Consider the following 23,434-nt stretch of genomic DNA (forward strand, 5'->3'; position numbering starts at 1 on the left):
TCCTACGTGTGCTGCGTGGTGAGCAACCCGCGGTTCATTCGCTCAAGGAGATTCTTGCGCAGCACCAAGATGTAGCCCCACACGGCAGCATAAATCAGCCCGAGGATGCCCATAGAGGGATGCACGAAGAATCCCACAATTGCCAATGCTTGCAGCGCCAGGTTCACCGGCAGGGCTACGGAACGCTTTTGCATGAATGCCCACAGAAACATGAGCGCGCCGACAACCGTCACGTAGAGCCAGTTGAATGTGGTCCAGTGTTCGCCGTTGTCCACCCGCAAGATCACCGTGAGTACGAGCCAGATCGATATTGCTTCCATGACCAGGGTGCCAGCCATGACACCGCGCAGGCCCTTCATTGGGTCTTTGACTGGCGCATGCCCGGGCCCTAGCGGACCATACTTTTCGCTCATGCTGGTTCCTTTCCAAACAGTGCGCGCGCCTCGCCCGCAGTTACTACGGATCCAGTGATGATCACTCCCGCGCCGGATACGCTACCACCTTCAGAGGTGTCTTCTGCCAGCTCGACGGCCACTTCCACGGCGTCGACAAGCGAATCAGCCACGTGCACGCGCTCCTCGCCGAAGACCTCGCGGGCCAGCTCGGCTAGTTCGTAGGCATCGAGCGCGCGTGGCGACGCGTTCTGGGTAACCACAACCTCATTGAGGTAAGGCTCCAAGGCCAGCAGCACACCGCGCACATCTTTATCCGCCAGCACCGAAACCACACCGATGATGCGGCTAAAGGAAAAGTCTCGATCCAGCGCAGCCCCAAGAGCCTTGGCACCATGTGGATTGTGTGCCGCGTCTACGAAGACAGTTGGAGTAGCCCGAACGCGCTCCAGGCGGCCCGGCGACTCCACGGTGGCGAAACCTTCGCGGACCGTATCAAGATCTAGCTGCCGTCCCGCGCCAGCACCGAAGAATGCTTCCACGGCTGCCAGAGCGACGGCGGCATTGCACGCCTGGTGCGCACCGGACATCGGTAGGAAGATGTCCTCGTATTCGCCACCCAGCCCCCGCAGCGAAATCTGCTGGCCGCCAACCGCGATGCTCGAGCTGATCACGCCGAACTCTGCCCCAGCGCGAGCAACGGCGGCATCCACCGACACCGCTTTCTCAAGAATGACCTGCATCGCTTCTGGCTCTTGTTCCGCAACAACTACGACGTTGTCCGGAGGTGCCAGCAGATCGTCAGCGTCCCAGCGAGACTTGATGATGCCCGCCTTTTCCGCGGCGATGTCAGCGATAGTGTCGCCCAAAATACCGGTGTGGTCCAACCCAATCGGAGTAATTACGGAGACATCCGCGTTGATCACATTCGTGGCGTCCCAACGGCCACCCAGCCCGACCTCAACCACAGCAACATCCACGGGTGCGTCTGCGAAAGCGGCGTATGCCATACCGATCAGCACCTCGAACTTCGACATTGGAACGGAGGCGCGTTGGTCTACCATTTCCACATAAGGCTTGATTTCCGACCAGATCCGCACATAGTCGCGCGGATGAATGGGACGGCCGTCGATAGCAATACGCTCGGTGACCAGCTGCAGGTGCGGGCTCGTGGTGCGTCCGGTGCGGCGGTGGAAGGCGCGCATCAGGGACTCGATCATGCGAACCGTCGAGGTCTTTCCGTTGGTGCCGGCAACATGAATTGCTGGGAAGGAACGCTCGGGGTTGCCAAGCAGATCCATGAGCATCTCGATGCGCTCCAGCGAAGGATCGATGGTGGTCTCGGACCAGCGCTGATTCAACTCGTCTTCCACCATCGCCAATGCGGCAAGGTCCTGCTGCGTGATGTCGGTAGCTTCCGGCTCATTGGCTGGACCGGCCTGATCGATGGGCAGCGTGAGGCCGGAATCGTTGAGCTCTACTTCCATTATCCGAGCTCTTTCAATCGTGCCGTGATGCGGTCGAACTCTTCCTGCGCCACGGTTTGACGAGCCTTGATCTTCTCCACCACTGCTTCCGGAGCCTTAGCAAGAAAAGCCTCATTCCCGAGCTTCTTCGCGGTGGTGTCCAGTTCCTTCTCCGCAGTCTTGAGGTCCTTCTCCAGTCGCTTCCGCTCGGCTGCAACATCCACGCTTCCTGAAGTATCCAGCTCTACCTCGATGGTTGCTTGGCTCAGACGCACCTCAATGCTTGCGCTTGGGTTAAATTCCGCAGGCTTTTCGACGCGAGCGAGGCTACGAATCATGTCCTCGGAGCCAGCCAAATCCGCCTTCTCAAAGTCAATGCGCGCAGGCACCCACTGGGAAGGCTTAACACCCTGGTCGGAACGGAAGCGGCGGATCTCAGTGATCAGCTTCTGGGCATCTTCGATGCGACGCTGTGCGACGTCATCGGTTGCCTCACCACCGTTGGTCATCTCGGCCGTCGGCCACTCCGCGATCACGAGAGATTCGCCATCGGTGAGCGTCTGCCACAGGGTCTCCGTGACAAATGGCATCGCTGGGTGCAGCATGCGCAGCACAGCGTCAAGTACGCGGCCGAGGACCAGCTTGGTGTTCTCTCCTTCCGGAGTCTCCCCTTCCCGCGGAATCTGAACCTTGGCGATCTCCAAGTACCAGTCACACACCTCGCCCCAGACGAAGGCGTAGAGCTCTTCGTTTGCCTTGGCGAACTGGTAGCGGTCCAGGTAATCGTCGATATCCGCGCGGACCTGCTCGAGGCGGTCGAGGATCCACTTGTCGGCGTCGCTCAGCTCTGTGCGGTTGGGCAGCCCACCGACGACGGCACCGTTCATCAACGCGAACTTGGTGGCATTGAAGAGCTTGGTGGCAAAGTTGCGGGAGCTCTGCGCCGCGTCCTCGCCAACCGGTAGGTCAACGCCTGGGTTCGCGCCACGAGCGAGGGTGAAGCGCAGGGCATCCGCACCGTACTTGTCCACCCAATCCATCGGATCAATACCGTTGCCCAGGGACTTGGACATCTTGCGGCCCTGTTCGTCGCGGACGAGGCCGTGGAGGAAGATGTCAGTGAATGGGATCTTTGGCAGGTCACTGTTCTTCCCTGCGAAAGTACCGAACATCATCATGCGAGCAACCCAGAAGAACAAAATGTCGTAGGCAGTGACCAGCACGGAGGTCGGGTAGAACTTTTCCAGCTCTGGGGAGCCTTCTGGCCAACCCATCGTGGAGAATGGCCACAGGGCGGAGGAGAACCACGTGTCCAGCACGTCTTCATCCTGGACATAGCCTTCCGGTGCGGTCTCGCCTGGGCCTACGCAGACGACTTCACCCTCTGGGCCGTACCAGATTGGGATGCGGTGGCCCCACCACAGCTGGCGCGAGATGGTCCAGTCATGCATGTCATCGACCCAGTCGAAGTAGCGTGGCTCAAGATTGGTTGGGTGAATTTTGGTATCGCCATTTCGTACTGCGTCGCCAGACATCTTCGCAAGCTCTTCGACCTTGACGAACCACTGCAAGGACAGGCGCGGCTCGATAGGCTCGCCGGAACGCTCAGAGTGCCCCACGGAGTGCAGGTACGGGCGGACTTCCTTGACGATTCTGTTTTGCGCCGCCAAGGCTTCACGGATCTTCACGCGGGCTTCGAAACGATCGAGCCCATCGAACTGGGTGCCGGTGTCGGCGATATGACCAGTGGCATCCATGATGGTTGGCATCGGCAGGTTATGACGCTGGCCAAGTGCGTAGTCATTAGGGTCATGCGCTGGGGTGATCTTGACGGCACCGGTACCAAACTCAGGGTCGACGTAAGTGTCCGCAACCACCACCATCTCGCGGTCCGCGATGAATGGGTGTGGAAGCGTCTTGCCGACTAGGTCCGCGTAGCGTTCATCATCTGGGTGGACAGCAACCGCGACATCGCCCAACATCGTTTCCACACGAGTGGTAGCCACGATCACGTGATCGCCCTCTGGGTCACCGTAGAGGATGGAGACGAGTTCGCCCTCAACATCCTTGTACACAACTTCAATGTCAGAGACAGCGGTTTCCAGCACTGGAGACCAGTTGACCAGGCGATTCGCGCGGTAAATCATGCCCTGGTCATACAGCTGCTTGAAGATCGTCTGCACAGCGTTGGAAAGACCCTCATCCAAGGTGAAACGCTCGCGGGACCAGTCCACACCGGAGCCAATGGCGCGCATCTGCTCGGTGATCTTGCCGCCGTACTCGCGCTTCCACTCCCAGACCTTGCCGATGAACTCTTCACGCTGATAATCCCAGCGTTTCTTGCCCTCGGTTTCACGCAGCATCGCTTCAACCTTGGTCTGAGTAGCGATGCCAGCATGGTCCATTCCTGGCAGCCAGAGCACTTCAAAGCCCTGCATGCGTTTACGACGGCAGATGGCGTCGATAAGCGTGTTGTTCAGCGCATGGCCCATGTGCAGCTGGCCGGTCACGTTTGGCGGCGGAAGCATGACAGAGAAAGGCTGCTTATCACTGCTCGGGTCAGCAGTGAAGTAGCCCTTTTCTACCCAGCCGTTGTAAAGGTCTGCTTCAACGGCTTTTGGGTCCCAGTTCTTTGGAAGTTTGTCCGCACTATTAGTCATGGGGACTATCTTAACGCGGTCGGTGTTTAGTCTTTTGCTGCCCCGGAGGATTTCCCTGAGCAGCACAGGTTCCTTAGATATTTCCACGAAAGCCCCACAGCTTGGAAGAGTTTTCCGTAGGTTTTCACTTCATCACACGCACTGGACACTAGACAAGCTTGCCCCTGACACAGTGTCATGGTTTAGAAATGGGATATGAAAATCTCAGATGTGGCTAAGGCCAGCGGGTGCTCGGTTCGCGCGATCCGCAACTACCACGCCATCGGCATACTTCCTGAGCCCAAGCGGACCACCTCAAATTTCCGAGACTACGGTGTCCGTGATCTGGGAAGAATATTCGAAATCCGCACACTCAGCACCGCTGGTATTCCGTTGAGACGAATCGGCACTGCGCCACTACCCGACCTCATCGCCGAAGCGCGATCGCTGCTCGACGCCAAAGAACGCGCCATCCAAGAACAACAACAACGCTTAAACAAGCTTGCTAGTTCTGATCTAGGAGCACCGCAGTACCTAAAGGAGTTGTTGTACAAGGAAGTCGACAGTCCAGGATTCTGCAAACACGAAGCTTCAATGCTGGACTTGATGGCATTTACCGGTGTCACAACCGCTCGCACTTGGGAGTTGCTTGCCCAAAACTTGACTTCTCCAAGCCACCTTTCTGCAACCCGCGCTCTCGCAGCCGTCTGGGATTCGGTGGAACCCAACGGTCCTACTTCCGAACAGATAGAGAAGTGCCTCGAGCTGGCGAGCAATTCCTACACCGAAGGGATTTCAACAACCCTCGTACCAGGTACTCTTCCGCTGAGGCTCTCCGACCTAGGTGTTTCTCCGGCACACCTACGACTCCTAGCTGCGATGCTGCCATGAAGTGGTTGTTCTTGTACCTCATTGCTGCTATTGGCGTCGTCATGGCCCGTGGGTATCAGGCCCGCAGCCGTGGCGTCCCAATTACAGAAGTTCTGCCATTTCGGTTCTTTGTTCAGGAATTTCGTCTCTGGCAAGATGTAGTCCGGCTAGCGAGAAGAAAACAAGTTATCCCATTTCAGGCAGAAACAGTAATGCATACGAAGGGCATGTGGACACTACCAATCGCCCTTGGTTGTGCTTCATTGATCGAATTGATCGCCATTGAACTGCTGTTAGATTCACTACTACTACGCGGGTTCTTGGCGTTCCTGAGCGTCTACGGATTGGCCCTTTTAGTGGGATATTGCGGAAGACAATTCGTTTATCCTAGTTTTCGTGATCCCAAAGGCATCACTTTGAAAGTTTTCGGAGAACAAGTAGCAAGAATTCCGCTAGAAGACATCACTACAATCCGATTCTTACGCACGTTTGCCACAGAAAGTCACGCTATCGAAAGAGGTACTCTAATTCTCGGCGGTCCGGAAGGAACAAATTTAGAAATCCTCCTCGAGCGGCCAACTATGGTCAGCGCGCCGCGCAAATGGTGGCAACGTCCGAGGGAAGTTTCTGTAACTCGCATCGAGCTCTGGGCGGACGAGCCTCAGCATTTGAAATATGCACAGCACTCCCCCTAACCACACGAAACCCGTTTCCTAAGCCTCGAAAAGGCCAGAAAACGGGTTCCAAGCAAAAGAAATTAACCCAGCAGATCCTTCACGGCTTCGCGCTCTTCTTCAGGTTGCCTTTCCACTGAATCGCATCGGAACTGTCACCATTTCTAAATTAATCGCCAAGGCAACAATGTATTTCGATTCTCAAGAGCACGTGGCGCTAAGCCTCATATTGGAAAAGTAATTTCTGCCCGCTGACTCGAAAAATGTACTGCTAACCAGAAGAGGCTTCTAGACCAACAAGGTCATAATACTTCCCGTGGTTTTGCACAGCCTGTGACACGTCATGGTCAATTATTTTACTGCTCACGGCATTGAAACCATCAAATCCAACTGCCCGTTTGCCTAATTGAGCGACAGGATAGAGATATTTCAGCACTGGATCGTTTGACGAATGATAGTTGTGAATCGGACCACTTACAGCTTTCTCCAGGGCATCCCATTCTTCACGCTGACCGGATGCTGCTCCGAACAAGTGCATTGTGCTGACTACAGGTGCTGTTTCAGAAGCAAGTGCTTGTGCGGCGTTGATCATCACTCGACCGCCCAAGCTGTGGCCAACCAAGACGCATTCTGACATATCGGATTTCTTGATCAATGTTGCCAGCGCTAGGCCCGTCTTATTTGCACGATTGACAGCAACGTGCCAAGGGTTCTTCGCCAAGTCTGCGACAGTGAGTAACGGGGTAATGGGTGCTGCCATTTTAGCCAGGGTCTTACTTGCTTTTGCCACCGCTTTTAGTGCTAACCTTCCCGCAGCTGCACCGCCTGCTTGAACGCCCAAAGCAACAGCGAGATCTTGAACTTCCTTGCTGCCCCACTCAATAAGATAGATCGGCGATTGCGGGTAAACCTTTTCAACAGCTCGCACAGGAGAGCGCCAGTCCAAACTTTTTTCTGTGGTAAACCCTCGAGCGATGAGTACTGGCACACCGTCATTACCATCTCGAAGCTTTGTGATTTTAAAAGACTTATCTTCACTGATCCATGCGCTCGCGACCTTCGTTCCGAATGCAGTACCGAGCATCGCACCCGCTGCAGACACAACGAGCGTCCCGCCTGCCATGCCTAAACCGCCAGAAGCCAAGGATCCGAACCCTAGCGCCGCTAAGCCGGCATTTGTCGCAACTGCTCCCGAGTACCCCAGAAATGTAGAACCAACAATTCCACCGATCGCGGGAGCCGCAGCAAATCCAATTCCGCTGGCTACGCCTAAGGCTGCGACTCCAGTAGCCACATATTTTGCACCTTTTAACACATTCGAGGACTTGTACTCCATGAGCTTTCCAAAGTCCGCCAAATCGGCTATCCGCATTTCAGCTTTTTCGAAGTCAGGAATATCGTGTCGGTGCTCAGCGCATAGCGAGGCAATATTCTCCAAAGAGTGAAACTTGGTGGCAAAGTGTTTACACCCTGGCACGGCACAATGCTGAGTTGCGTTTCCACAAGTCTGGCAAATGAAGGTCTTCTTGCCACCGACCATTCGTTGCTGTGTCAGCCGGAAGCAGTGGGAACAATAGCCCTCTTCAAACTCATCAATAAGTAGGTCAGAAAGCTCAGCAAGAAACGTAGCAGTCTTTCCCAGTTCAGTGGCTTGACCTAGAAAAGTCTCCTTCTCCGACTCAACTTTAGAGTCTTGATACGCCTGGTATGCAATTGCGGCCAACCAAATGCTATTCAAGACTGCTTCGTTCGAGGTCAGCACGCTGTCTCCGCTGACTTCAGGAGTCTCTGCATCAGCTACTTTACGAACATTGGCAAACCGTCCCATTTTTGAACGTACTTCGCAATCGAAGCACCCGTCTTTGCCCGCCTCGAATACGACTGCTGCGGTTTGAAACTGGTTCTTAGCCATTGTTGTTACCCTCGCTATCAATTGATGATCACTAGGTACAATTCTCCACGAATTAGACCACTAGGTCTCCTTGGAAAGCGTGAACGGGGGGAGTTCCAAAATGCAAAGGCGCCCCTCCACCAGGAGGGGCACCAAACAACCAGGTATTAACCCAGCAGATCCTTCACGGCTTCGCGCTCTTCTTGCAGCTCGGCAACGTTGGCGTCGATACGCTCGCGCTGGAAGTCGGACAGCTCTAGGCCTTCAACAATCTTCCACTCGCCACCTTCGGAGATCGTTGGCATGCCCACAACGATGCCTTCTGGGATGCCGTATGCACCGGTGGATGGGATGGCTGCGGAGACCCACTGGTCGGTGCCGTTGATCCAGTCGTGCATGTGGTCGATAGCTGCGGAAGCAGCGGAGGCTGCGGAGGAGCTACCACGCACCTCAATAATTTCAGAGCCACGCTTGGCCACGCGCGGAATGAACTCATCCCGGTACCAGGTGTGATCCACTAGGTCGACTACTGGCTTGCCCTCGCAAGTGGCGTAGCAGATGTCTGGGAACTGGGTTGCGGAGTGGTTACCCCAGACGACCATCTTTTCAAAGTCAGTAGCGGTCTTCCCCAGCTTGGTGGCCAGCTGGGACACGGCGCGGCTGTGGTCGAGGCGCATCAGCGCAGAGAAGCGGGACGCTGGGACGTCCTTCGCGGCGTTCTGTGCGATCAGCGCGTTGGTGTTTGCTGGGTTGCCCACGACGACGACGCGGATGTCTTCGGCTGCGTGATCGTTGATGGCCTTACCTTGTGGTCCGAAGATCTTGCCGTTGGCAGACAGCAGGTCGGAGCGCTCTTCGCCCTTGCCGCGTGGTTTTGCACCAACAAGGAATGCTGCGGAAGCACCGTCGAAAGCTTCTGCTGCAGAGGAGGTGATGCGGATGTTCTTCAGCAATGGGAACGCAGAATCGAGCAGTTCCATTGCCACGCCTTCGGTGGCGCGCAGAGCTGGCTCGATTTCGAGGAGGTTGAGTTCAACTGGGACATCTTTGCCGTAAACGTCACCGTTGGCGATGCGCCACAGCAGGGAGTAAGCAATGTTGCCGGCTGCGCCGGTGACAGTGATCTTCTTTGGAGAGGTCATCAAGATTTCCTTTCGATGTGCGGTGGCGACCGCTTGAACATACGCCCTCCAGCGTAGCGAGATTTCAACCCACGCACTGTGCGAGATATGACACCCATCGCCGAACCACCATGAATGGGTGCGAAAGAAACGACACCTTGAAAAGGAATTACTACCCCAATATTAGGCTGGCAGAGTTCCTGCATTCTGCGGTTTTCCTAGGCCACTGCTGGAAGATACACCCAATCAGACTTTTTACGGCACGATGAGCTTTAAATACTTATTTCTGTATCTTTTGGAAAAGGTCTGCCACTGATGAGTCCTCACACTGTTACTGATGCTGCCTCGCCGTCTACGGAGCGGGTAGTAGCTGTCGCACTGCGCCAATTCGCGCAGGAAGGATTCGAGGATTCGAAGATCGAAACCATTTCTCACGAATCCGGCATGTCTAAGCGCATGATTCACTACCACTTCGGCGACAAGAAGGGCCTGTACATTGAGGCGTTGAAGCTCGCAATCGCGCAGCTCCGCCCCGAGCCGCAGGACATGGAGTTAGATTCCACCGTGCCTGTCGACGGCGTCCGCAAGGTCGTCGAGGTGATCTATGATCGCATCACCAGCCACCCAGATGCCGTGCGGCTCATGGTGTTGGAGAACCTCTTTGATTGGGGCAAGATGGCGCATTCGGCGCCCCTGGCTGACCAGTCAGTGGTGCTGCTGCAAATGGATAAGCTGCTGATGATGGGCCAGGATGCGGGAGCTTTCCGCCCAGGAATTTCTGCCGTCGATGTGTATTCGATCATTACGTCGCTGTGTTTCCAGCGAACCGTGTACGGCGCAACACTGAGCAACTTGTACGCCATCGATCTGACGGATCAGGCCAACTCAGAGGGCAACCTGCACTTGGTGGTTGACACTGTCCTAGCCTTTTTGACCTCGAACCTTTCTGCGCGCGATCCGATGAGCTACCTGAAGCAGCGCTCGGACAGCAACGAAACTGGGGCCAGCAGCGCCATTTATGATGACGTGTCGGCCCCAGGAGAGTTTCTTTAGGCGGTTTGTTCCGCTGCCTTTTCCCGCAGCTCCGGCTCGGCTTCACCGCGCGCAACAGCATCTGTGATGACCACTTCAGCTAGATCATCCCGGTCTGGAATGTCGTACATGATCGGAACCAAGATCTCTTCCATGATCGAACGCAGGCCACGTGCGCCGGTTTTGCGCTCAAGAGCCTGGTCCGCGATAGCTTCCAATGCTTCCGGTGTGAAGGCCAGGGAGACGTCATCCATCTCAAAAAGCCGTTGATACTGGCGGACCAGCGAATTCTTTGGTTCGGTGAGCACCTGAACGAGGGAATCACGGTCCAGGTTGGTCACAGTCGCAACCACTGGGAGACGACCAATGAACTCGGGGATCAAACCGAATTTGACCAGGTCTTCTGGGCGGACCTCCGCAAAGATATCTACTTCGTCTTTCTCTGCCGCGGTGGTGATTTCGGAGCCGAAACCGAGCCCCTTCTTGCCTCGGCGCGCCTCAATGACCTGCTCGAGCCCGGCGAAAGCGCCTGCAACGATGAACAAGATATTCGAGGTATCCAGCTGGATAAACTCCTGGTTCGGGTGCTTCCGTCCGCCCTGCGGCGGAACCGCCGCCACGGTGCCTTCCAAAATCTTCAGCAATGCTTGCTGCACGCCTTCACCGGACACATCGCGGGTGATCGAGGGGTTCTCCGACTTGCGGGAAATCTTGTCTACCTCGTCGATGTAGATGATGCCCCGTTGTGCGCGGGCAACATCGTAATCAGCTGCCTGCAGCAGCTTCAGCAGAATATTCTCCACGTCCTCTCCGACATAGCCGGCCTCGGTGAGCGAGGTAGCATCGGCGATGGCAAACGGGACGTCGAGAAGCTTGGCCAGTGTCTGCGCCAGGTAGGTCTTGCCGGAGCCGGTCGGGCCGAGCATGAGGATGTTGGACTTGGCGAGCTCAACCTCGTCGCCCTTCTTGCCCAGCGCCTTGGTTTCCTCGGCGCGGATGCGCTTGTAATGGTTGTACACAGCCACCGCGAGGACGCGTTTCGCACGGTCCTGGCCGATCACATACTTATCAAGGAACGCGGAGATCTCTTTCGGGCGAGGCAGCTTTTGCTCGTCTTGCTTCTCGGCGGCGGCAGCGCCCAGCTCTTCTTCGATGATCTCGTTGCATAGCTCGATGCACTCATCACAGATGTAGACACCACCGCCAGCGATGAGCTTCTTCACCTGCTTCTGACTCTTCCCACAGAAGGAGCATTTGAGCAGGTCAGCGCTTTCTTGCATGCGTGCCATGGAAGTGTTGATCTCGCAATCTTATCGGCGAAATGGTCTATGAGTTGCCCTACCCTACCGCACCGTGCGGTCAAGTTGAAGCTGCACCGCCGTAAGCTGCCCGCTTATCGACGCCCGGAGTGCCCAACTCCACACTCAACGCTACGCTGGTGCATATATTCTCGACCAATTCACGGAGGTTCCCATGGCCCTTGCTCAGTTGCATGTTCGCGAATTCGGCACCGGCGGCACCCCGCTAGTCCTGCTCGGCTCCCTTGGATCCTCGATCAAGATGTGGCTGCACCAGCTGGACTACTTTTCCGCTTCACGTCGTGTGATCGCCGTCGATCTGCGTGGCCATGGCAAGTCTGATGTCGTGCCGGGCAGCACCACTATCGACGAACTGGCCGCTGATGTTCTCGCCGCCGTCGATGCTCCCGAATTCGACTTGGTGGGTCTTTCTTTGGGCGGAGGAATCGCGCAGCACATCGCGCTCGCACACGCCGACCATGTCCGTCGTTTGGTACTCGTCTCCACTGCCCCTAAGTTTGGCGACTCTGCGGGATGGCAGCAAAAAGCCGCCGATGTCCGCGCGGGTAAACTCGACGAGCTTTCGCAGGGCACTATCGAGCGTTGGTTCTCCCCGACGTGGCTGCAGTCCCACCCCGCCTCCCGCGAGTATTGGCGACAGATGGTGGCCGATACCCCTGCCGAGGGCTACGCGGCGGCCTGCACTGCCTTGGCAGCCTTTGATACGCGAGAGCGGCTTGCGTCTTTGAGCAAGCCGACCCTCGTGGTTGCCGGAACCCAAGACACCTCCACCCCACCCGAAGTGGTGCAGCAACTAGCTGCCGGTATTCCCGATGCGCGCTACGAGGAGTTCAACCCCGCAGCGCATCTGCTCAACGTCGAGCGGGCTGCGGAGTTCAACGCCTTGCTGGAAGATTTCCTGAGCTAAGAGCCGCGGTTGGGGCTTGTCGAAAGTCCGAATCGATCTTGGCTTCACCGCTGCGACATCCGCAGGGCAACGGCCATGATTTCACGATCATAATTATGAGAGTAAAGGGCCTTTCAAAGGCCCCGTAGCATAAGTTCTACTCTCAAGATCATGATCGTGAAATCATGATCCCTGAGCCGCTAGCCGTTCAGCTTGCGGTAATCAAAGACCTGGTCGATGATGCCGTATTCCTTGGCCTCCGCGGCGGTGAGGATCTTATCGCGGTCGGTGTCGATGCGGATTTGCTCCGCGGACTTCCCGGTGTGATGCGCCAGCGTAGTTTCCATGAGGGAGCGCATGCGCTCGATTTCCTTTGCCTGGATCTCCAGGTCAGAAACCTGGCCTTGGACACCACCGGTGGCCGGCTGGTGGATCAGGACGCGGGCGTTCGGCAGCGCTGCGCGCTTGCCTGGTGCACCTGCTGCTAGCAGTACGGCCGCAGCGGAAGCGGCCTGGCCGAGACAGACGGTCTGCACGTCTGGGCGGACGTACTGCATGGTGTCATAAATCGCCATCAACGAGGTGAAGGAACCACCTGGAGAGTTGATGTACATGGTGATGTCTCGGTCTGGGTCCAATCCTTCGAGCACGAGGAGCTGCGCCATGATGTCGTTGGCGGCAGCATCGTCGACCTGGGTGCCCAGGAAGATGATGCGCTCTTCAAAGAGCTTGTTGTACGGGTTGGATTCCTTAGCGCCGTATGCGGAGTGCTCGACGAAGGAGGGAAGGACATAACGGGAAGTTGGCATCTGCATGAGAAAGGTCCCTCCTAGTTGGTGATTTCGCCGTGCTTGGCGTGATCGATGACGTGGTCGACGAAGCCGTATTCCTTCGCCTGGGCTGCGGTGAACCAGCGGTCGCGGTCGGAATCCTTGGTGATCTGCTCAAAGGTTTGGCCGGTGTGCTCCGCAATGAGCTCGGCCATTTCGCGCTTGGTGTGCGCGAACTGCTCGGCCTGAATAGCGATGTCGGAAGCGGTGCCGCCGACACCAGCAGAAGGCTGGTGCATCATGATCCGAGCGTGTGGCAGGGCATAACGCTTACCCTTGGTGCCTGCGGAAAGCAGGAACTGCCCCATGGAGGCGGCTAGGCCCATGCCGTAGGTGGCGATGTCGCATGGCGAGTACTTCATCGTGTCATAAATCGCCATGCCCGCGGTCACAGAGCCACCTGGGGAGTTGATGTACAGCGCGATGTCACGATTTGGGTCCTCTGCGGACAGCAACAGGATCTGAGCGCAGAGCTTGTTGGCAATGTCATCATCAACCTGGCTGCCCAGGAAGATGATGCGTTCGCGCAGGAGGCGCTCGTAGACGGAGTCGCTGAGGTTCATTCCGTTCGGTGAGGTCATGAATTCCCTACTTTCTTCTTTTCGTTAGCAACCAATGTAACGCAGGATACCGATGCAAAATGCCCATGTTCGCTATCAGCGTTGCGCTTATCGACGCCAAAAGCAAAGGCCCAGCGAAAACGCTGGGCCCGGTAGCTAGGCGAAATTACTCTGCGTCAGCCTCAGCTGCAGGCTCTTCCTCAGCACCGAAGTACTCAGAGGCGTCGACGACGTTGCCGTCAGTGTCCTTGACAGAGGTCTTGCAGATTGCGGCGGCAAGTGCCTTGCCACGGCGAACGTCCGCAAAGAGGTTAGCAATCTGACCAGTCTGGGTCAGCTGCTGCACGAACTGGTTAGGGTCCATGCCATAAGACTGTGCGGTGAACAGGATGTGGTCAGACAGCTCCTGCTGGGAAACCTGTGGCTCCTCCTGCTCCGCGAGGACATCGAGGAACAGCTGAGTGCGCACGGCTTCTTCAGCATTGTTGCGGGAGTCCTTGTCGAACTCTTCACGGGAGGTGCCCTGTGCTTCGAGGAGGGAGTTGAATACCTTCTCGTCGCCACCGAACTGGCTCAGCAGCTGCTGCAGCTGTCCCTGAACCTGCTCTTCTACAACGGACTCTGGCAAGGAGAACTCAGACTGAGCCAGTGCTTCCTTCAGAACGGCGTCGCGGATTGCAGAAGCCTGCTGCCCCTTCGCGTTCTCCTCAGCCTGCTTGCCGAGAGATTCACGCAGCTCTTCGATGGTGTCGAACTCAGAAGCCATCTGAGCGAACTCATCATCAGCTTCCGGGAGCTCACGCATCTTGGTTGCGGTGACCTCAACCTTGACCACAGCTTCCTTGCCGGCGTACTCGCCCTGCTCCAAGGTGGTGGTGAATTCTGCTTCTTCACCGTTCTTCATGCCCACGAGGGTCTTGTCCAGGCCGTCGATAAGCTCGTTGCTGCCGATCTCATGGTTGAGACCCTCAGTGGTGGCTTCTTCGACTGGCTCACCGTCAACCGTTGCGGAGAGGTTGATGGTGACGAACTCACCCTTCTTGAGCTTGTGGTTGTGATCCTTGAGCGTGCCGAAGCGCTCGCGGAGGTGATCCAGCTCGTGGTCGATAGCGTCCTCGCCAGCGGCGGCGGATAGGACCTCGACGGAGATCTTGGAGAAGTCAGGGACGGTGATCTCTGGACGAACGTCAACGTCTGCGGTGAACTCGACAAGTTCGCCGTCTTCCAGCTTGGTGACGTCAATGACCGGCTGGCCAATGACCTTGAGGTCATGCTCCTCAACGGCAGCAGAGTAGCGAGATGGCAGCATGTCATTGATGACCTGCTCGAGAACTGGGCCACGGCCAATGCGGGCCTCAAGAAGCTGACGCGGTGCTTTGCCCTTACGGAAACCAGGGATGGAAACCTGCTGAGACAGCGTCTGGTAGGCCTGGTCGAACTCGGGCTTCAGTTCCTCGAAAGGAATTTCCACGGTGACCTTGACGCGGGTGTCACTTAGCTGCTCTACAGAACTCTTCACGAGTAAAACTCCTGGGTTGGTTGTTGGGGTAAATAAGTTAAGTCAACACTTTACCTGTGCCGATCTTGCGCGGATTCAACGAGGGGCACTTAAGAAGCCATGTTAAATCAAAAAATGAGGTACCACCGAAGTGATACCTCATTTATATTTCCTAATTGTCGGGGCGACAGGATTTGAACCTGCGACCCTCTGCTCCCAAAGCAGATGCGCTACCAAGCTGCGCCACGCCCCGTTAGGTAAGTCCCGCTGTGTGCGGTACGAGTGAGTACTTTACACAGACTTTGCTGCAGATAGCAAAACCGCAGGTAGCAAGGATGTCCACCGCTTGAAAGATATGGACTTTAGCGAAACAAAAAGCTCCCTACCCGGCTGGGTAAGGAGCAGTTAGATCTTGGAGGGAGTGACGGGAATCGAACCCGCGTCACCAGCTTGGAAGGCTGGGGTAATAGCCACTATACGACACTCCCATAAGTGGTACGACGCACAACTATAGCGCACTGAGGGGAGCGAACCAAAATTGCCATACCGTTATGGAACTGTAGCGAAAATTGAATTCTATATACGAAAAAGCTTATTAAAATGGCAAGGCATGCTACCTAAAATTATTGATGCCGAATCAGGCCAAGAACTCTGGACAGCCGCCGAATGCGCAGCACATTCGAATACCGCGCGTGGCACCTTTACTAGTTACGCGGGCCGGGGGCGCGCTCCCCGCCCGGTAGCCAAGCTTCATGGCCTCACCCTGTGGAGCTCGGAAGAGGTGCGTGATTGGGCGACACGTAGGCAGAAAACTGCCAGCAAGCCCAAAACCTAGCACTTAGGAACTTTTTAACAATTTTGCCCGTTGTTTTCTTTAACATCTGTTATTTGACCGGTAGGAGCTAAAAGCAATGGGCCTGATTATCATCCTCGTGGTTGTAGGTGGCGCGGTTTTCGCCATCTCGAAGATGACCTCGCGAAACGGCGCACAGCAGGAAGCCGCCAAGCTTAACGACGCCATTGCAGACGCACGCCGATGGATCGACAGACTCGGCTCGCAGGTCCTTTCCTTGACCGGCTCCGATACTGCGTCTAACCAGGCGATGGCGGATGCTTCCGAGCGCTTCAACGCTGCCAGCTCCCAAATCAGCACCGCGCAGACGGTCCGCCAGGCCGAGCTCGCCCGCGAATCAGCCTTGGAAGGCTTGCACTACGTCAATGCTGCCCGGGAAATCATGGGCATGCCGGCAGGCCCTGAATTGCCGCCATTGGAAGGCCAGCGTTCCGCCGGGAAGGTCACCGAGGACCGCACAATCGAGTTCGAGGGCCGACAAGTCACTGCTTCTCCGCACGCCAGTCCCGACGCAAACCACTACTACCCCGGCGGCATGGTGGCAGGACGTCCGGTTCCAGCTGGCTGGTACTCCGAACCGTGGTGGGCTTCTGCCCTGCGTTCCGGAATGTGGACTGCATCTTCGATGATGATGTTTTCGATGATGTTCAACGGCATGTCAGGGGTGGGATATGGAGCAGACTCCTTTGCCAACGGTTACGGCGACGGCTATCAGGATGGCCTCGATGCAGGTGGCGATGCCGGAGTGGACGACCTTTCCGGCGGTGACGACGGAGGCGGGCTATTCGACGGCGACTTCGGCGATTTTGATTTCGGCGGCTTCGACTTCTAGTTGACATAAGAAAGCCTCGCAACCGCACTGGTTGCGAGGCTTTAGCTTTGCGCCTATTCCGTTGGCAGTGCCGGGGCAATCCCGGTTTTTTCATAGTCGGCCAGGATATCGATGCGACGCTGGTGCCGCTCTGCTTGGCTCCACTCCTGATCTAGGAAGGCGTCGACAATGGCGAGGGTTTCCTCCTCGGAATGCATGCGTCCGCCGATGCCGATCAGCTGCGCATTGTTGTGCTCGCGTGCTAACCGGGCAGTTTCAGGTGACCATGCGAGTGCACATCGGGCACCCTTAACTTTGTTCGCGGCGATCTGCTCACCATTACCGGAGCCGCCAAGAACGATTCCCAATGAGCCTGGATCGTTGACGGTCCGAGAGGCTGCTTCGATACAGAATGCTGGGTAATCATCGTCGGCATCGTAGGTATGGGCGCCGCAGTCAATGACCTCATGGCCAAGGCCATTGAGGTGCTCGGCAATAACGTTCTTCATTTCGAACCCTGCGTGGTCCGCTCCTAGGTATACGCGCATAGCATCCATTGTAGTTGTTCGTCACAAAGTTGGACTAATCGTGGTGGTGAACACTACCGTCGTTGATAACACCCTGCTTATAGGAGATTTTGACGTGGCTCACGCACCCGTAGTCCGTACTGTTCGGCACGACATCAACACCAAACCATTCATCGTGATTTGGGAGGTCACCCGCGCCTGCGCCCTCGTCTGCAAGCACTGCCGCGCAGACGCCCAGCACGAACCGAATCCACTGCAGCTCAGCACCGAGGAAGGCAAGCGCCTGCTGGAAAACCTGGCGAGCTACGAAAAGCCACGTCCGCTCGTCGTACTGACCGGTGGCGACCCTTTCGAGCGCGGGGATCTTGAAGAGCTGACGCGCTATGGCACCGAGTTAGGGCTCAACGTCTCCCTCTCCCCTTCTGTCACCCCCAAGCTCACTCCAGAGCGGGTACAGGCCCTCCGAGAGGCGGGCGGCAAAGCGATGTCGATGTCTCTCGACGGCGCAACCCCCGAGACTCATGACGCATTCCGCGGCTTTTCGGGCACCTTCGATCAAACCGTCGCGATGGCTCCAGTGATCAACGAAGCAGGCTTCCGGCTCCAGATCAATTCCACGCTGACCAAGAAGAACATCCACGAGGCCCCTGCCCTGTTGAAGAAGGTCATGGAGATGGGTGCCAAGATGTGGTACGTCTTCTTCCTTGTCCCAACAGGTCGCGGCGCCGCACTCAACGCTCTAGATCCCGTTGAACGGGAGGATGTGCTGCACTGGCTGGCAGATGTGTCTAATCGCATTGCGATCAAAACCACCGAGGCGCCACAGTATCGACGAGTGGTGATCCAAAACCAAAATGGCGTGCATTACGAGGGTGGCGAACTTTATCAGGAGCTCACCGCCAAGACTGCTGAGCTCCTCGGCGCTGTCGCAGCAAAACCACGCCCACCGCGTGCACCCATGGCTGTGAATTCCGGCTCAGGCTTTGCTTTTATTGACCATATCGGCGATGTGTATCCAAACGGATTCCTACCACTGCATTGTGGCAGCGTGAAAAACCAGAACTTCCACGACATCTACACCGACTCGCCAGTGTTTAAGATGCTGCGTGACCCTGATCATTGGCACGGTAAGTGCTCGGTATGCGAGTTTCACGATGTTTGTGGCGGTTCTCGTTCCACCGCCTATGCCCTCACCGGCGATATCAGCGCATCCGACCCTACCTGCGTGTATGTGCCACCAGCATGGACCGGAACCGAAACCGATGAGATAACCCAAACGGTTGAGATACCGCTTACAGTAGCGCGATCCGCAGAGGCGTCCGCCGCACACCACTAGCCACGTGAGTTATCATTAGCTCCTTTTTAAGTTGTTGAAGGAGCTATCTCTCGTGCGTCGCCTCGTCGCTTTCCTCACCGCAATTTTTGCCAGCTGTGGGTTAGCTATTCCGGCAGCACCTGGCGACCTAGCAGCAGCGCCAGGGGCGTCGACAAGCATGCAGGTTTTGGACTCCTTAGCTGTCAAAGGACGCGCACCCAAAACTGGATATAGTCGGAAAGAGTTCCCACATTGGAACGATGACGTCAATGTGGAGTTTGGGCACAATGGGTGCGACACCCGCAACGATATTTTGAAACGGGACCTAAGCGACACAACCCTCAAGCAGGGCACGCACGACTGTGTTGTACTAACCGGCCTCCTGCGTGACCCGTACACTGCGCGCGAAATCAACTTTGTGCGGGGCGACGGCACCTCCGCCGACGTGCAAATTGACCATGTGGTGGCTCTTTCCAACGCCTGGCAAACCGGCGCGCAACAGCTCACTAGCGAGGAACGCCAGGTCTTTGCTAATGATCCACTCAACCTGTTGGCTGTCGCCGGGCCAGCGAATAAACAGAAAAGCGACGGCGATGCCGCGACCTGGCTCCCGGCTAACAAGGAATTTCGCTGCGAGTACGCGGCTCGGCAGGTAGCAGTAAAGGCCAAGTATCGGCTTTGGGTAACCCCGCCTGAGAAGGCAGCCCTCCATCGGATTTTGGCGGAGTGCCCTTCAAAACCTAGCTAAACTTTGGTCGCTCGGTACGAGTGCGTTTGAGCTCGAAAAAGTGTGGGTACCCGGCAAGTGCCACGGCACCATCGAAAATCTGGCCGGCATCCTCCCCGCGTGGAATTCGCGTCAGCACGGGACCGAAGAATGCGGTCTCCCCCAGTTTGACCACTGGGGTCCCGACCTCGTCCCCCACGGCAGACATCGCGCCCGCGTGGTATTCCTGCAGCTGCGTATCCCATTCGGTAGTGTTCGCAATTTCGGCTAACGAGGCGGGCAGGCCGACCTGCTCCAATGCCGGGGCGAGGAGGTCGTCGTAACCGCCGAAGCCGGTACGCCCACCGTTGCCTTCATCATGGATCTTGGTTCCGAGGACGGTGTACAACTCGTCAACAGCCTCGGGATGCTCGGTGGCCACTGCCGCAAATACGCGAGCAGGACCCCAGTTTGCTTCCATCATTTTCATGTACTCCGGATCGAGGTCCCGGCCGTCGTTAAGCACGGACAAGGACATCGGCACCCATGTCACCTTGATGTCGCGCACCTGCTCTACTTCCTTGATCCAGCGGGAGGTAATCCAGCAGAACGGGCAGGACACATCAAACCAAAAAGTCACCTGTGAAGTCATGAAAACCAGCTCCTAACACCCGAGTACATTGGAGTCCGATTGTAGAGAAAGGACACCATGACTTCTATCAATTTGACCAGGGCCGAAGCGCAACAGCGCAGTGAGCTGCTGAAAGTGGAGCACTACGGAATCCAGCTGGATCTCACTAGCAGTGCGGACACCTTCGAATCCGTCACCACTGTCGAGTTCACGGCGCATCAAGCGGGTGACACCTTCATCGATATTCGCGCCGACCGGCTCAGCGCAACGTTGAACGGCGCGCCTTATGAAGCGCACTACTCTCCGGAAGACGGCCTGGCGCTGCGAAACCTGCAGCCGGGAACTTACACCCTCGTGGTGGACGCAACCATCCCCTATTCTCACACTGGCCAGGGGTTACACCGCTTCGTCGACCCCGCTGACGGCAAACCATATCTCTACACTCAGTTCGAAACTGCGGACGCTAAGCGCATGTTTGCCTGCTTCGACCAACCGGATCTGAAGGCCACCTACAGCATTGAAGCGTTGACCCCGAAAGACTGGAAGCTGATCACTAACGCTGCCACAACTGTGGAAGCCCATGGCGAAGCGCTCCGCCACAAGGCAGAGGTAGATTACCCCATCTCTACCTACCTCATCGCCGTATGCGCCGGCCCGTACCACGAGGTGACAGACACTTGGCGGGGCCAGCTCACGCATCATCCCGAAACCCCAGCCGATCGGCCTCTGGAGTTGGAAATCCCCTTGGGGATTTACTGCCGCGCCTCCATCGCTTCATCCTTAGATGCGGACAGACTCTTCACCGAGACCAAGCAGGGCTTTGACTGGTACCACCGCAACTTCGGTTACTCCTACCCTTTTGTGAAGTATGACCAGCTCTTCGTCCCCGAGTTCAATATGGGGGCGATGGAAAACGCTGGCTGCGTGACCTTCCGCGATGAATACGTCTTCACCTCCAAGGTCACCCGCTACCGTTACGAACGCCGCGCAGAAACCATTCTGCACGAGATGGCGCACATGTGGTTCGGCGACCTCGTCACCATGCAGTGGTGGGATGATCTGTGGCTTAACGAGTCCTTCGCCACCTGGTCCGCCTGCATTTCTCAGGCCGAAGAAACCGAATATGACACCGCATGGGTCACCTTCGCCAACGTGGAAAAGTCCTGGGCTTACCAACAGGACCAGTTGCCCTCCACACATCCAGTTTTCGCCGATGCCACTGACATTGAAACCGTGGAACAAAACTTCGACGGCATCACCTACGCCAAGGGGTCGTCGGTACTCAAGCAGCTGCAGGCCTATGTCGGTCGCGAGGCCTTCCTGGCAGGCGTTCGCCGACACTTCGCCGGGCATGCATTCGGGAACGCCACTTTTGACGATCTCCTCGCTGCCTTCGAGCAGGCCTCCGGCCGAGATCTGTCTACTTGGGCAGACCAGTGGCTCAAGACCACCGGCATCAACAAGCTCTCCCCGAGCTACACCGTAACCAATGGCCGCTACGATTCTTTCGCTGTCGCGCAGGAGGGCGCACAGCCCGGCGCGGGTGAGCTGCGAACGCACCGCGTCGCCGTGGGCCTCTACTCGCTTATCGACGGCCGAGTCGTCCGCACCAATCGCATTGAACTTGACGTTGCGGGCGCTACAACATTGGTTCCAGAGCTCGTCGGCAAGCCTGCCGCAGATTTGGTGTTGGTTAATGACGAAGACCTCACCTATTGCCTCATGGGCCTGGATGCGGATTCGCTGCACTTCGTGGTGGAAAACATCGCACGCATCGAGGACCCCATGGCCCGCACCTTGTGCTGGTCTGCGGCCTGGGAGATGACCCGCGCCGGCGAGATGAAGGCCCGCGATTTTCTTTCCTTAGTCTCGGCTGGCGCTGCTGCTGAAACTGAGATTGCAGTGCTCGAGCGGATCCTGGCCCAGGCCACGACTGCTGTAGAGACCTATGCTGATCCGGCCTGGGCTAAGGAGACTGGCCGAGAAAAGCTAGCCGAGCTACTCCTTGCGGGTGTGAGCTCGGCAGAACCGGGTTCGGATTTCCAGTTAGCCTTCGCACAAGCCTTGGCCAAGGTCCGACCGAACAGCGCCGCAATCACCTTCTTCCGTGAAGTCCTAGCCGGCGCGGCCCCGGCAGGCTTGGTGATTGACGCAGACCTGCGGTGGGCAGCACTTACCGCGCTGATCGCGACCGGTGACGTTGCCGATGCTCCGGGTGCGATTGCGGCTGAGCGAGAACGCGATCAGTCTGCCACCGGTCAGAATTCTGCTTGGCGCGCCGAGGCTGCCATCAATACCGCAGCCAACAAGCAGGCGGTGTTCACTGAGGTCACGGATCTTTCCCACGGGCTCTCAAATCTCGCTTCCCGCCACAAGATCGAAGGCCTCACCTTCGTTGGTGCTGCCGAAAACCTGACCCAATTCAACGAACGCTACTACGAGCTTGCCGACGAGTTTTGGGCTGCCGCTTCCTCCGAGATTGCACTGGCAACGCTCGGAGGGCTGTTCCCGTCCTGGGATGTTTCGCCGGAGGGACTGCGCCGCGCCGACGAATTCCTCACCGGCGAGCACGCAGCCGGCCTGACTCGCTTGGTGTCTGAGCACCGCGACCGCATCGCCCGCGCCCTGCGCAACCGAAAGGTCGACGCTCTTTAAGATCTTCGGGAACAAAAGCAACTCCCCTGGACTCTAAGTGGATGTACACACCAAAAACACCGAGTCCATGGGAGTTGATTGTTATGAAGAAGTTCTTGAAGGTTGCTGCCGCAGCCGCGCTGTGCGTTTCCTTGACGGGCTGCGGCGCCGTCGATTCATTTGTTACCGGCTTCACTGAAGCAGCAAAAGAAGACCTCGGAATGAGTGAGCCCACCCCAGATGCGGCAGCACCGTCCGAGGATGCGCAGCCGACCTCTTCTGAGACATCCACCAGCGCCACAGCTACCAGCACCAAAAGCAGCACCAGCAAAACCACTACCCCGAAGTCGAGCACTAGGAGCTCCACCTCAACCAGCGAACCACGGGACTCCCAGGCAACTAAGTCGCGCGGGGCAGGTACCTACTCAGTCAAAGTCGATGGGGAAACCTTCGTTCGAGATGGCTTCGACGTCGTATGTGTAACCCAAGGTGAGGATTTTGGCGTCGGAGTGAACTCTAAGGGTATCGAGTACTACGATCGCGCGGGAAGCTACTTCGGCGCGGTACTCAAGAACGGCGAACTGGATATGTTGGCCATGCAGCAAGGCACGCTACGCGGCAGCAACGAGCTGAACCCAAGCAAGGTGAAGATGACCAAGAGCGGAAACACCTACACCTTTAGCGGCGAAGCTGACTTCCAAGACTCGCGGAAGAAGGAACGACCGGTGGCAAAGAAGATTGAAGCCACCGTTACCTGCCCTTAGGGAGACGGCACGATA

The 23,434-nt window shown here is 56.9% G+C and carries 21 protein-coding genes and 2 tRNA genes; 10 read left to right on the forward strand and 13 right to left on the reverse strand.

Annotated elements, in window-relative coordinates; all coding sequences use genetic code 11:
• Positions 1-2 precede the first annotated feature (2 nt).
• The 3 genes from WG915_RS08275 to WG915_RS08285 are packed head-to-tail and all read right to left on the reverse strand — an operon-like array spanning position 3 to position 4,518.
• Entirely contained in the window at positions 3-413 is a 411-nt protein-coding gene (locus tag WG915_RS08275) for a DUF4233 domain-containing protein (RefSeq protein ID WP_339564914.1), read from the reverse strand.
• Complete coding sequence (gene folC / locus WG915_RS08280) at positions 410-1,879, reverse strand: bifunctional tetrahydrofolate synthase/dihydrofolate synthase (RefSeq protein WP_339564915.1); 1,470 nt, start codon at positions 1,877-1,879, stop codon at positions 410-412. Before folC ends, WG915_RS08275 begins: the two co-directional genes overlap by 4 nt.
• Positions 1,879-4,518 carry a valine--tRNA ligase gene (locus tag WG915_RS08285; RefSeq protein ID WP_339564916.1) on the reverse strand — a complete coding sequence of 880 codons (2,640 nt, stop codon included), beginning with the start codon at positions 4,516-4,518 and terminating at the stop codon, positions 1,879-1,881. The genes folC and WG915_RS08285 overlap by 1 nt, the downstream gene beginning before the upstream one ends.
• 195 nt (positions 4,519-4,713) lie before the next feature.
• On the opposite strand from WG915_RS08285, the gene WG915_RS08290 reads away from it, so the two are divergent.
• Positions 4,714-5,388 (forward strand): MerR family transcriptional regulator, encoded by a 675-nt coding sequence (locus WG915_RS08290; RefSeq protein WP_339564917.1) that lies wholly within the window; start codon positions 4,714-4,716, stop codon positions 5,386-5,388.
• Positions 5,385-6,062, forward strand: a complete 678-nt coding sequence (locus WG915_RS08295) for a hypothetical protein (RefSeq protein WP_339564918.1) — start codon at positions 5,385-5,387, stop codon at positions 6,060-6,062. The genes WG915_RS08290 and WG915_RS08295 overlap by 4 nt, the downstream gene beginning before the upstream one ends.
• Before the next feature lie 250 nt (positions 6,063-6,312).
• On the opposite strand, the gene WG915_RS08300 is transcribed toward WG915_RS08295, so the two are convergent.
• Together WG915_RS08300 and WG915_RS08305 are read right to left on the reverse strand one after the other, a co-directional pair.
• Positions 6,313-7,953: a DUF726 domain-containing protein gene (locus WG915_RS08300; RefSeq protein ID WP_339564919.1), complete on the reverse strand. Its 1,641-nt coding sequence runs from the start codon at positions 7,951-7,953 to the stop codon at positions 6,313-6,315.
• Between the two features lie 146 nt (positions 7,954-8,099).
• Positions 8,100-9,074, reverse strand: coding sequence for a malate dehydrogenase (locus WG915_RS08305; protein WP_339564920.1), 975 nt, complete (start codon positions 9,072-9,074; stop codon positions 8,100-8,102).
• Positions 9,075-9,368: 294 nt separating this feature from the next.
• Here WG915_RS08305 and WG915_RS08310 point away from each other — a divergent pair, with 294 nt between their 5' ends.
• A complete protein-coding gene (locus tag WG915_RS08310; RefSeq protein ID WP_339564921.1) occupies positions 9,369-10,106 on the forward strand; it encodes a TetR/AcrR family transcriptional regulator in 738 nt (245 codons plus the stop codon).
• Here the strand turns inward: WG915_RS08310 and clpX are convergent.
• A complete protein-coding gene (clpX, locus tag WG915_RS08315; protein WP_339564922.1) occupies positions 10,103-11,374 on the reverse strand; it encodes an ATP-dependent Clp protease ATP-binding subunit ClpX in 1,272 nt (423 codons plus the stop codon). The two genes, WG915_RS08310 and clpX, sit on opposite strands and share 4 nt — an antisense overlap.
• Before the next feature lie 184 nt (positions 11,375-11,558).
• Here clpX and pcaD point away from each other — a divergent pair, with 184 nt between their 5' ends.
• A complete protein-coding gene (gene pcaD / locus WG915_RS08320; protein WP_339564923.1) occupies positions 11,559-12,311 on the forward strand; it encodes a 3-oxoadipate enol-lactonase in 753 nt (250 codons plus the stop codon).
• Positions 12,312-12,490: 179 nt separating this feature from the next.
• On the opposite strand, the gene WG915_RS08325 is transcribed toward pcaD, so the two are convergent.
• From WG915_RS08325 to WG915_RS08345, 5 genes are all read right to left on the reverse strand, one after another.
• On the reverse strand, positions 12,491-13,105 hold the full coding sequence (locus tag WG915_RS08325; protein ID WP_339564924.1) for an ATP-dependent Clp protease proteolytic subunit: 615 nt from the start codon (positions 13,103-13,105) through the stop codon (positions 12,491-12,493).
• A gap of 14 nt (positions 13,106-13,119) precedes the next feature.
• Positions 13,120-13,701 (reverse strand): ATP-dependent Clp protease proteolytic subunit, encoded by a 582-nt coding sequence (locus WG915_RS08330; RefSeq protein ID WP_339564925.1) that lies wholly within the window; start codon positions 13,699-13,701, stop codon positions 13,120-13,122.
• A gap of 145 nt (positions 13,702-13,846) precedes the next feature.
• Positions 13,847-15,199 carry a trigger factor gene (gene tig, locus WG915_RS08335; RefSeq protein WP_339564926.1) on the reverse strand — a complete coding sequence of 451 codons (1,353 nt, stop codon included), beginning with the start codon at positions 15,197-15,199 and terminating at the stop codon, positions 13,847-13,849.
• A gap of 158 nt (positions 15,200-15,357) precedes the next feature.
• Positions 15,358-15,431, reverse strand: a tRNA-Pro gene (locus WG915_RS08340).
• A 160-nt stretch (positions 15,432-15,591) separates the two neighbouring features.
• Positions 15,592-15,666, reverse strand: a tRNA-Gly gene (locus tag WG915_RS08345).
• Between the two features lie 122 nt (positions 15,667-15,788).
• Here WG915_RS08345 and WG915_RS08350 point away from each other — a divergent pair.
• Together WG915_RS08350 and WG915_RS08355 are read left to right on the forward strand one after the other, a co-directional pair.
• Positions 15,789-16,013, forward strand: a complete 225-nt coding sequence (locus WG915_RS08350) for a hypothetical protein (protein WP_339564927.1) — start codon at positions 15,789-15,791, stop codon at positions 16,011-16,013.
• Between the two features lie 76 nt (positions 16,014-16,089).
• Positions 16,090-16,863, forward strand: coding sequence for a DUF1542 domain-containing protein (locus WG915_RS08355; protein WP_339564928.1), 774 nt, complete (start codon positions 16,090-16,092; stop codon positions 16,861-16,863).
• 53 nt (positions 16,864-16,916) lie between these two features.
• Here WG915_RS08355 and WG915_RS08360 read toward each other — a convergent pair whose 3' ends face one another.
• Positions 16,917-17,390, reverse strand: coding sequence for a ribose-5-phosphate isomerase (locus WG915_RS08360; protein ID WP_339564929.1), 474 nt, complete (start codon positions 17,388-17,390; stop codon positions 16,917-16,919).
• A gap of 94 nt (positions 17,391-17,484) precedes the next feature.
• Here WG915_RS08360 and WG915_RS08365 point away from each other — a divergent pair, with 94 nt between their 5' ends.
• Both WG915_RS08365 and WG915_RS08370 read left to right on the forward strand, forming a co-directional pair.
• Positions 17,485-18,705 carry a TIGR04053 family radical SAM/SPASM domain-containing protein gene (locus WG915_RS08365; RefSeq protein WP_339564930.1) on the forward strand — a complete coding sequence of 407 codons (1,221 nt, stop codon included), beginning with the start codon at positions 17,485-17,487 and terminating at the stop codon, positions 18,703-18,705.
• Between the two features lie 52 nt (positions 18,706-18,757).
• Entirely contained in the window at positions 18,758-19,432 is a 675-nt protein-coding gene (locus WG915_RS08370) for an HNH endonuclease family protein (protein ID WP_339564931.1), read from the forward strand.
• Here the strand turns inward: WG915_RS08370 and WG915_RS08375 are convergent.
• Positions 19,425-20,042 carry a DsbA family protein gene (locus WG915_RS08375; protein WP_339564932.1) on the reverse strand — a complete coding sequence of 206 codons (618 nt, stop codon included), beginning with the start codon at positions 20,040-20,042 and terminating at the stop codon, positions 19,425-19,427. The genes WG915_RS08370 and WG915_RS08375 overlap by 8 nt on opposite strands.
• A gap of 57 nt (positions 20,043-20,099) precedes the next feature.
• On the opposite strand from WG915_RS08375, the gene pepN reads away from it, so the two are divergent.
• A complete protein-coding gene (gene pepN / locus WG915_RS08380; RefSeq protein ID WP_339564933.1) occupies positions 20,100-22,676 on the forward strand; it encodes an aminopeptidase N in 2,577 nt (858 codons plus the stop codon).
• Positions 22,677-22,759: 83 nt separating this feature from the next.
• A complete protein-coding gene (locus WG915_RS08385; RefSeq protein WP_339564934.1) occupies positions 22,760-23,419 on the forward strand; it encodes a lipoprotein LpqH in 660 nt (219 codons plus the stop codon).
• Positions 23,420-23,434: the final 15 nt, after the last annotated feature.

Source organism: Corynebacterium sp. H128, from assembly GCF_037482625.1.
Lineage (GTDB): Bacteria > Actinomycetota > Actinomycetes > Mycobacteriales > Mycobacteriaceae > Corynebacterium.

What these genes read in the sequence shown, in the direction of transcription:
- WG915_RS08275 (WP_339564914.1), bottom strand. Translation starts at nt 413, where the DNA reads ATGAGCGAAAAGTATGGTCCGCTAGGGCCCGGGCATGCGCCAGTCAAA.
- folC (WP_339564915.1), bottom strand. Translation starts at nt 1,879, where the DNA reads ATGGAAGTAGAGCTCAACGATTCCGGCCTCACGCTGCCCATCGATCAG.
- WG915_RS08285 (WP_339564916.1), bottom strand. Translation starts at nt 4,518, where the DNA reads ATGACTAATAGTGCGGACAAACTTCCAAAGAACTGGGACCCAAAAGCC.
- WG915_RS08290 (WP_339564917.1), top strand. Translation starts at nt 4,714, where the DNA reads ATGAAAATCTCAGATGTGGCTAAGGCCAGCGGGTGCTCGGTTCGCGCG.
- WG915_RS08295 (WP_339564918.1), top strand. Translation starts at nt 5,385, where the DNA reads ATGAAGTGGTTGTTCTTGTACCTCATTGCTGCTATTGGCGTCGTCATG.
- WG915_RS08300 (WP_339564919.1), bottom strand. Translation starts at nt 7,953, where the DNA reads ATGGCTAAGAACCAGTTTCAAACCGCAGCAGTCGTATTCGAGGCGGGC.
- WG915_RS08305 (WP_339564920.1), bottom strand. Translation starts at nt 9,074, where the DNA reads ATGACCTCTCCAAAGAAGATCACTGTCACCGGCGCAGCCGGCAACATT.
- WG915_RS08310 (WP_339564921.1), top strand. Translation starts at nt 9,369, where the DNA reads ATGAGTCCTCACACTGTTACTGATGCTGCCTCGCCGTCTACGGAGCGG.
- clpX (WP_339564922.1), bottom strand. Translation starts at nt 11,374, where the DNA reads ATGGCACGCATGCAAGAAAGCGCTGACCTGCTCAAATGCTCCTTCTGT.
- pcaD (WP_339564923.1), top strand. Translation starts at nt 11,559, where the DNA reads ATGGCCCTTGCTCAGTTGCATGTTCGCGAATTCGGCACCGGCGGCACC.
- WG915_RS08325 (WP_339564924.1), bottom strand. Translation starts at nt 13,105, where the DNA reads ATGCAGATGCCAACTTCCCGTTATGTCCTTCCCTCCTTCGTCGAGCAC.
- WG915_RS08330 (WP_339564925.1), bottom strand. Translation starts at nt 13,701, where the DNA reads ATGACCTCACCGAACGGAATGAACCTCAGCGACTCCGTCTACGAGCGC.
- WG915_RS08350 (WP_339564927.1), top strand. Translation starts at nt 15,789, where the DNA reads ATGCTACCTAAAATTATTGATGCCGAATCAGGCCAAGAACTCTGGACA.
- WG915_RS08355 (WP_339564928.1), top strand. Translation starts at nt 16,090, where the DNA reads ATGGGCCTGATTATCATCCTCGTGGTTGTAGGTGGCGCGGTTTTCGCC.
- WG915_RS08360 (WP_339564929.1), bottom strand. Translation starts at nt 17,390, where the DNA reads ATGCGCGTATACCTAGGAGCGGACCACGCAGGGTTCGAAATGAAGAAC.
- WG915_RS08375 (WP_339564932.1), bottom strand. Translation starts at nt 20,042, where the DNA reads ATGACTTCACAGGTGACTTTTTGGTTTGATGTGTCCTGCCCGTTCTGC.
- pepN (WP_339564933.1), top strand. Translation starts at nt 20,100, where the DNA reads ATGACTTCTATCAATTTGACCAGGGCCGAAGCGCAACAGCGCAGTGAG.
- WG915_RS08385 (WP_339564934.1), top strand. Translation starts at nt 22,760, where the DNA reads ATGAAGAAGTTCTTGAAGGTTGCTGCCGCAGCCGCGCTGTGCGTTTCC.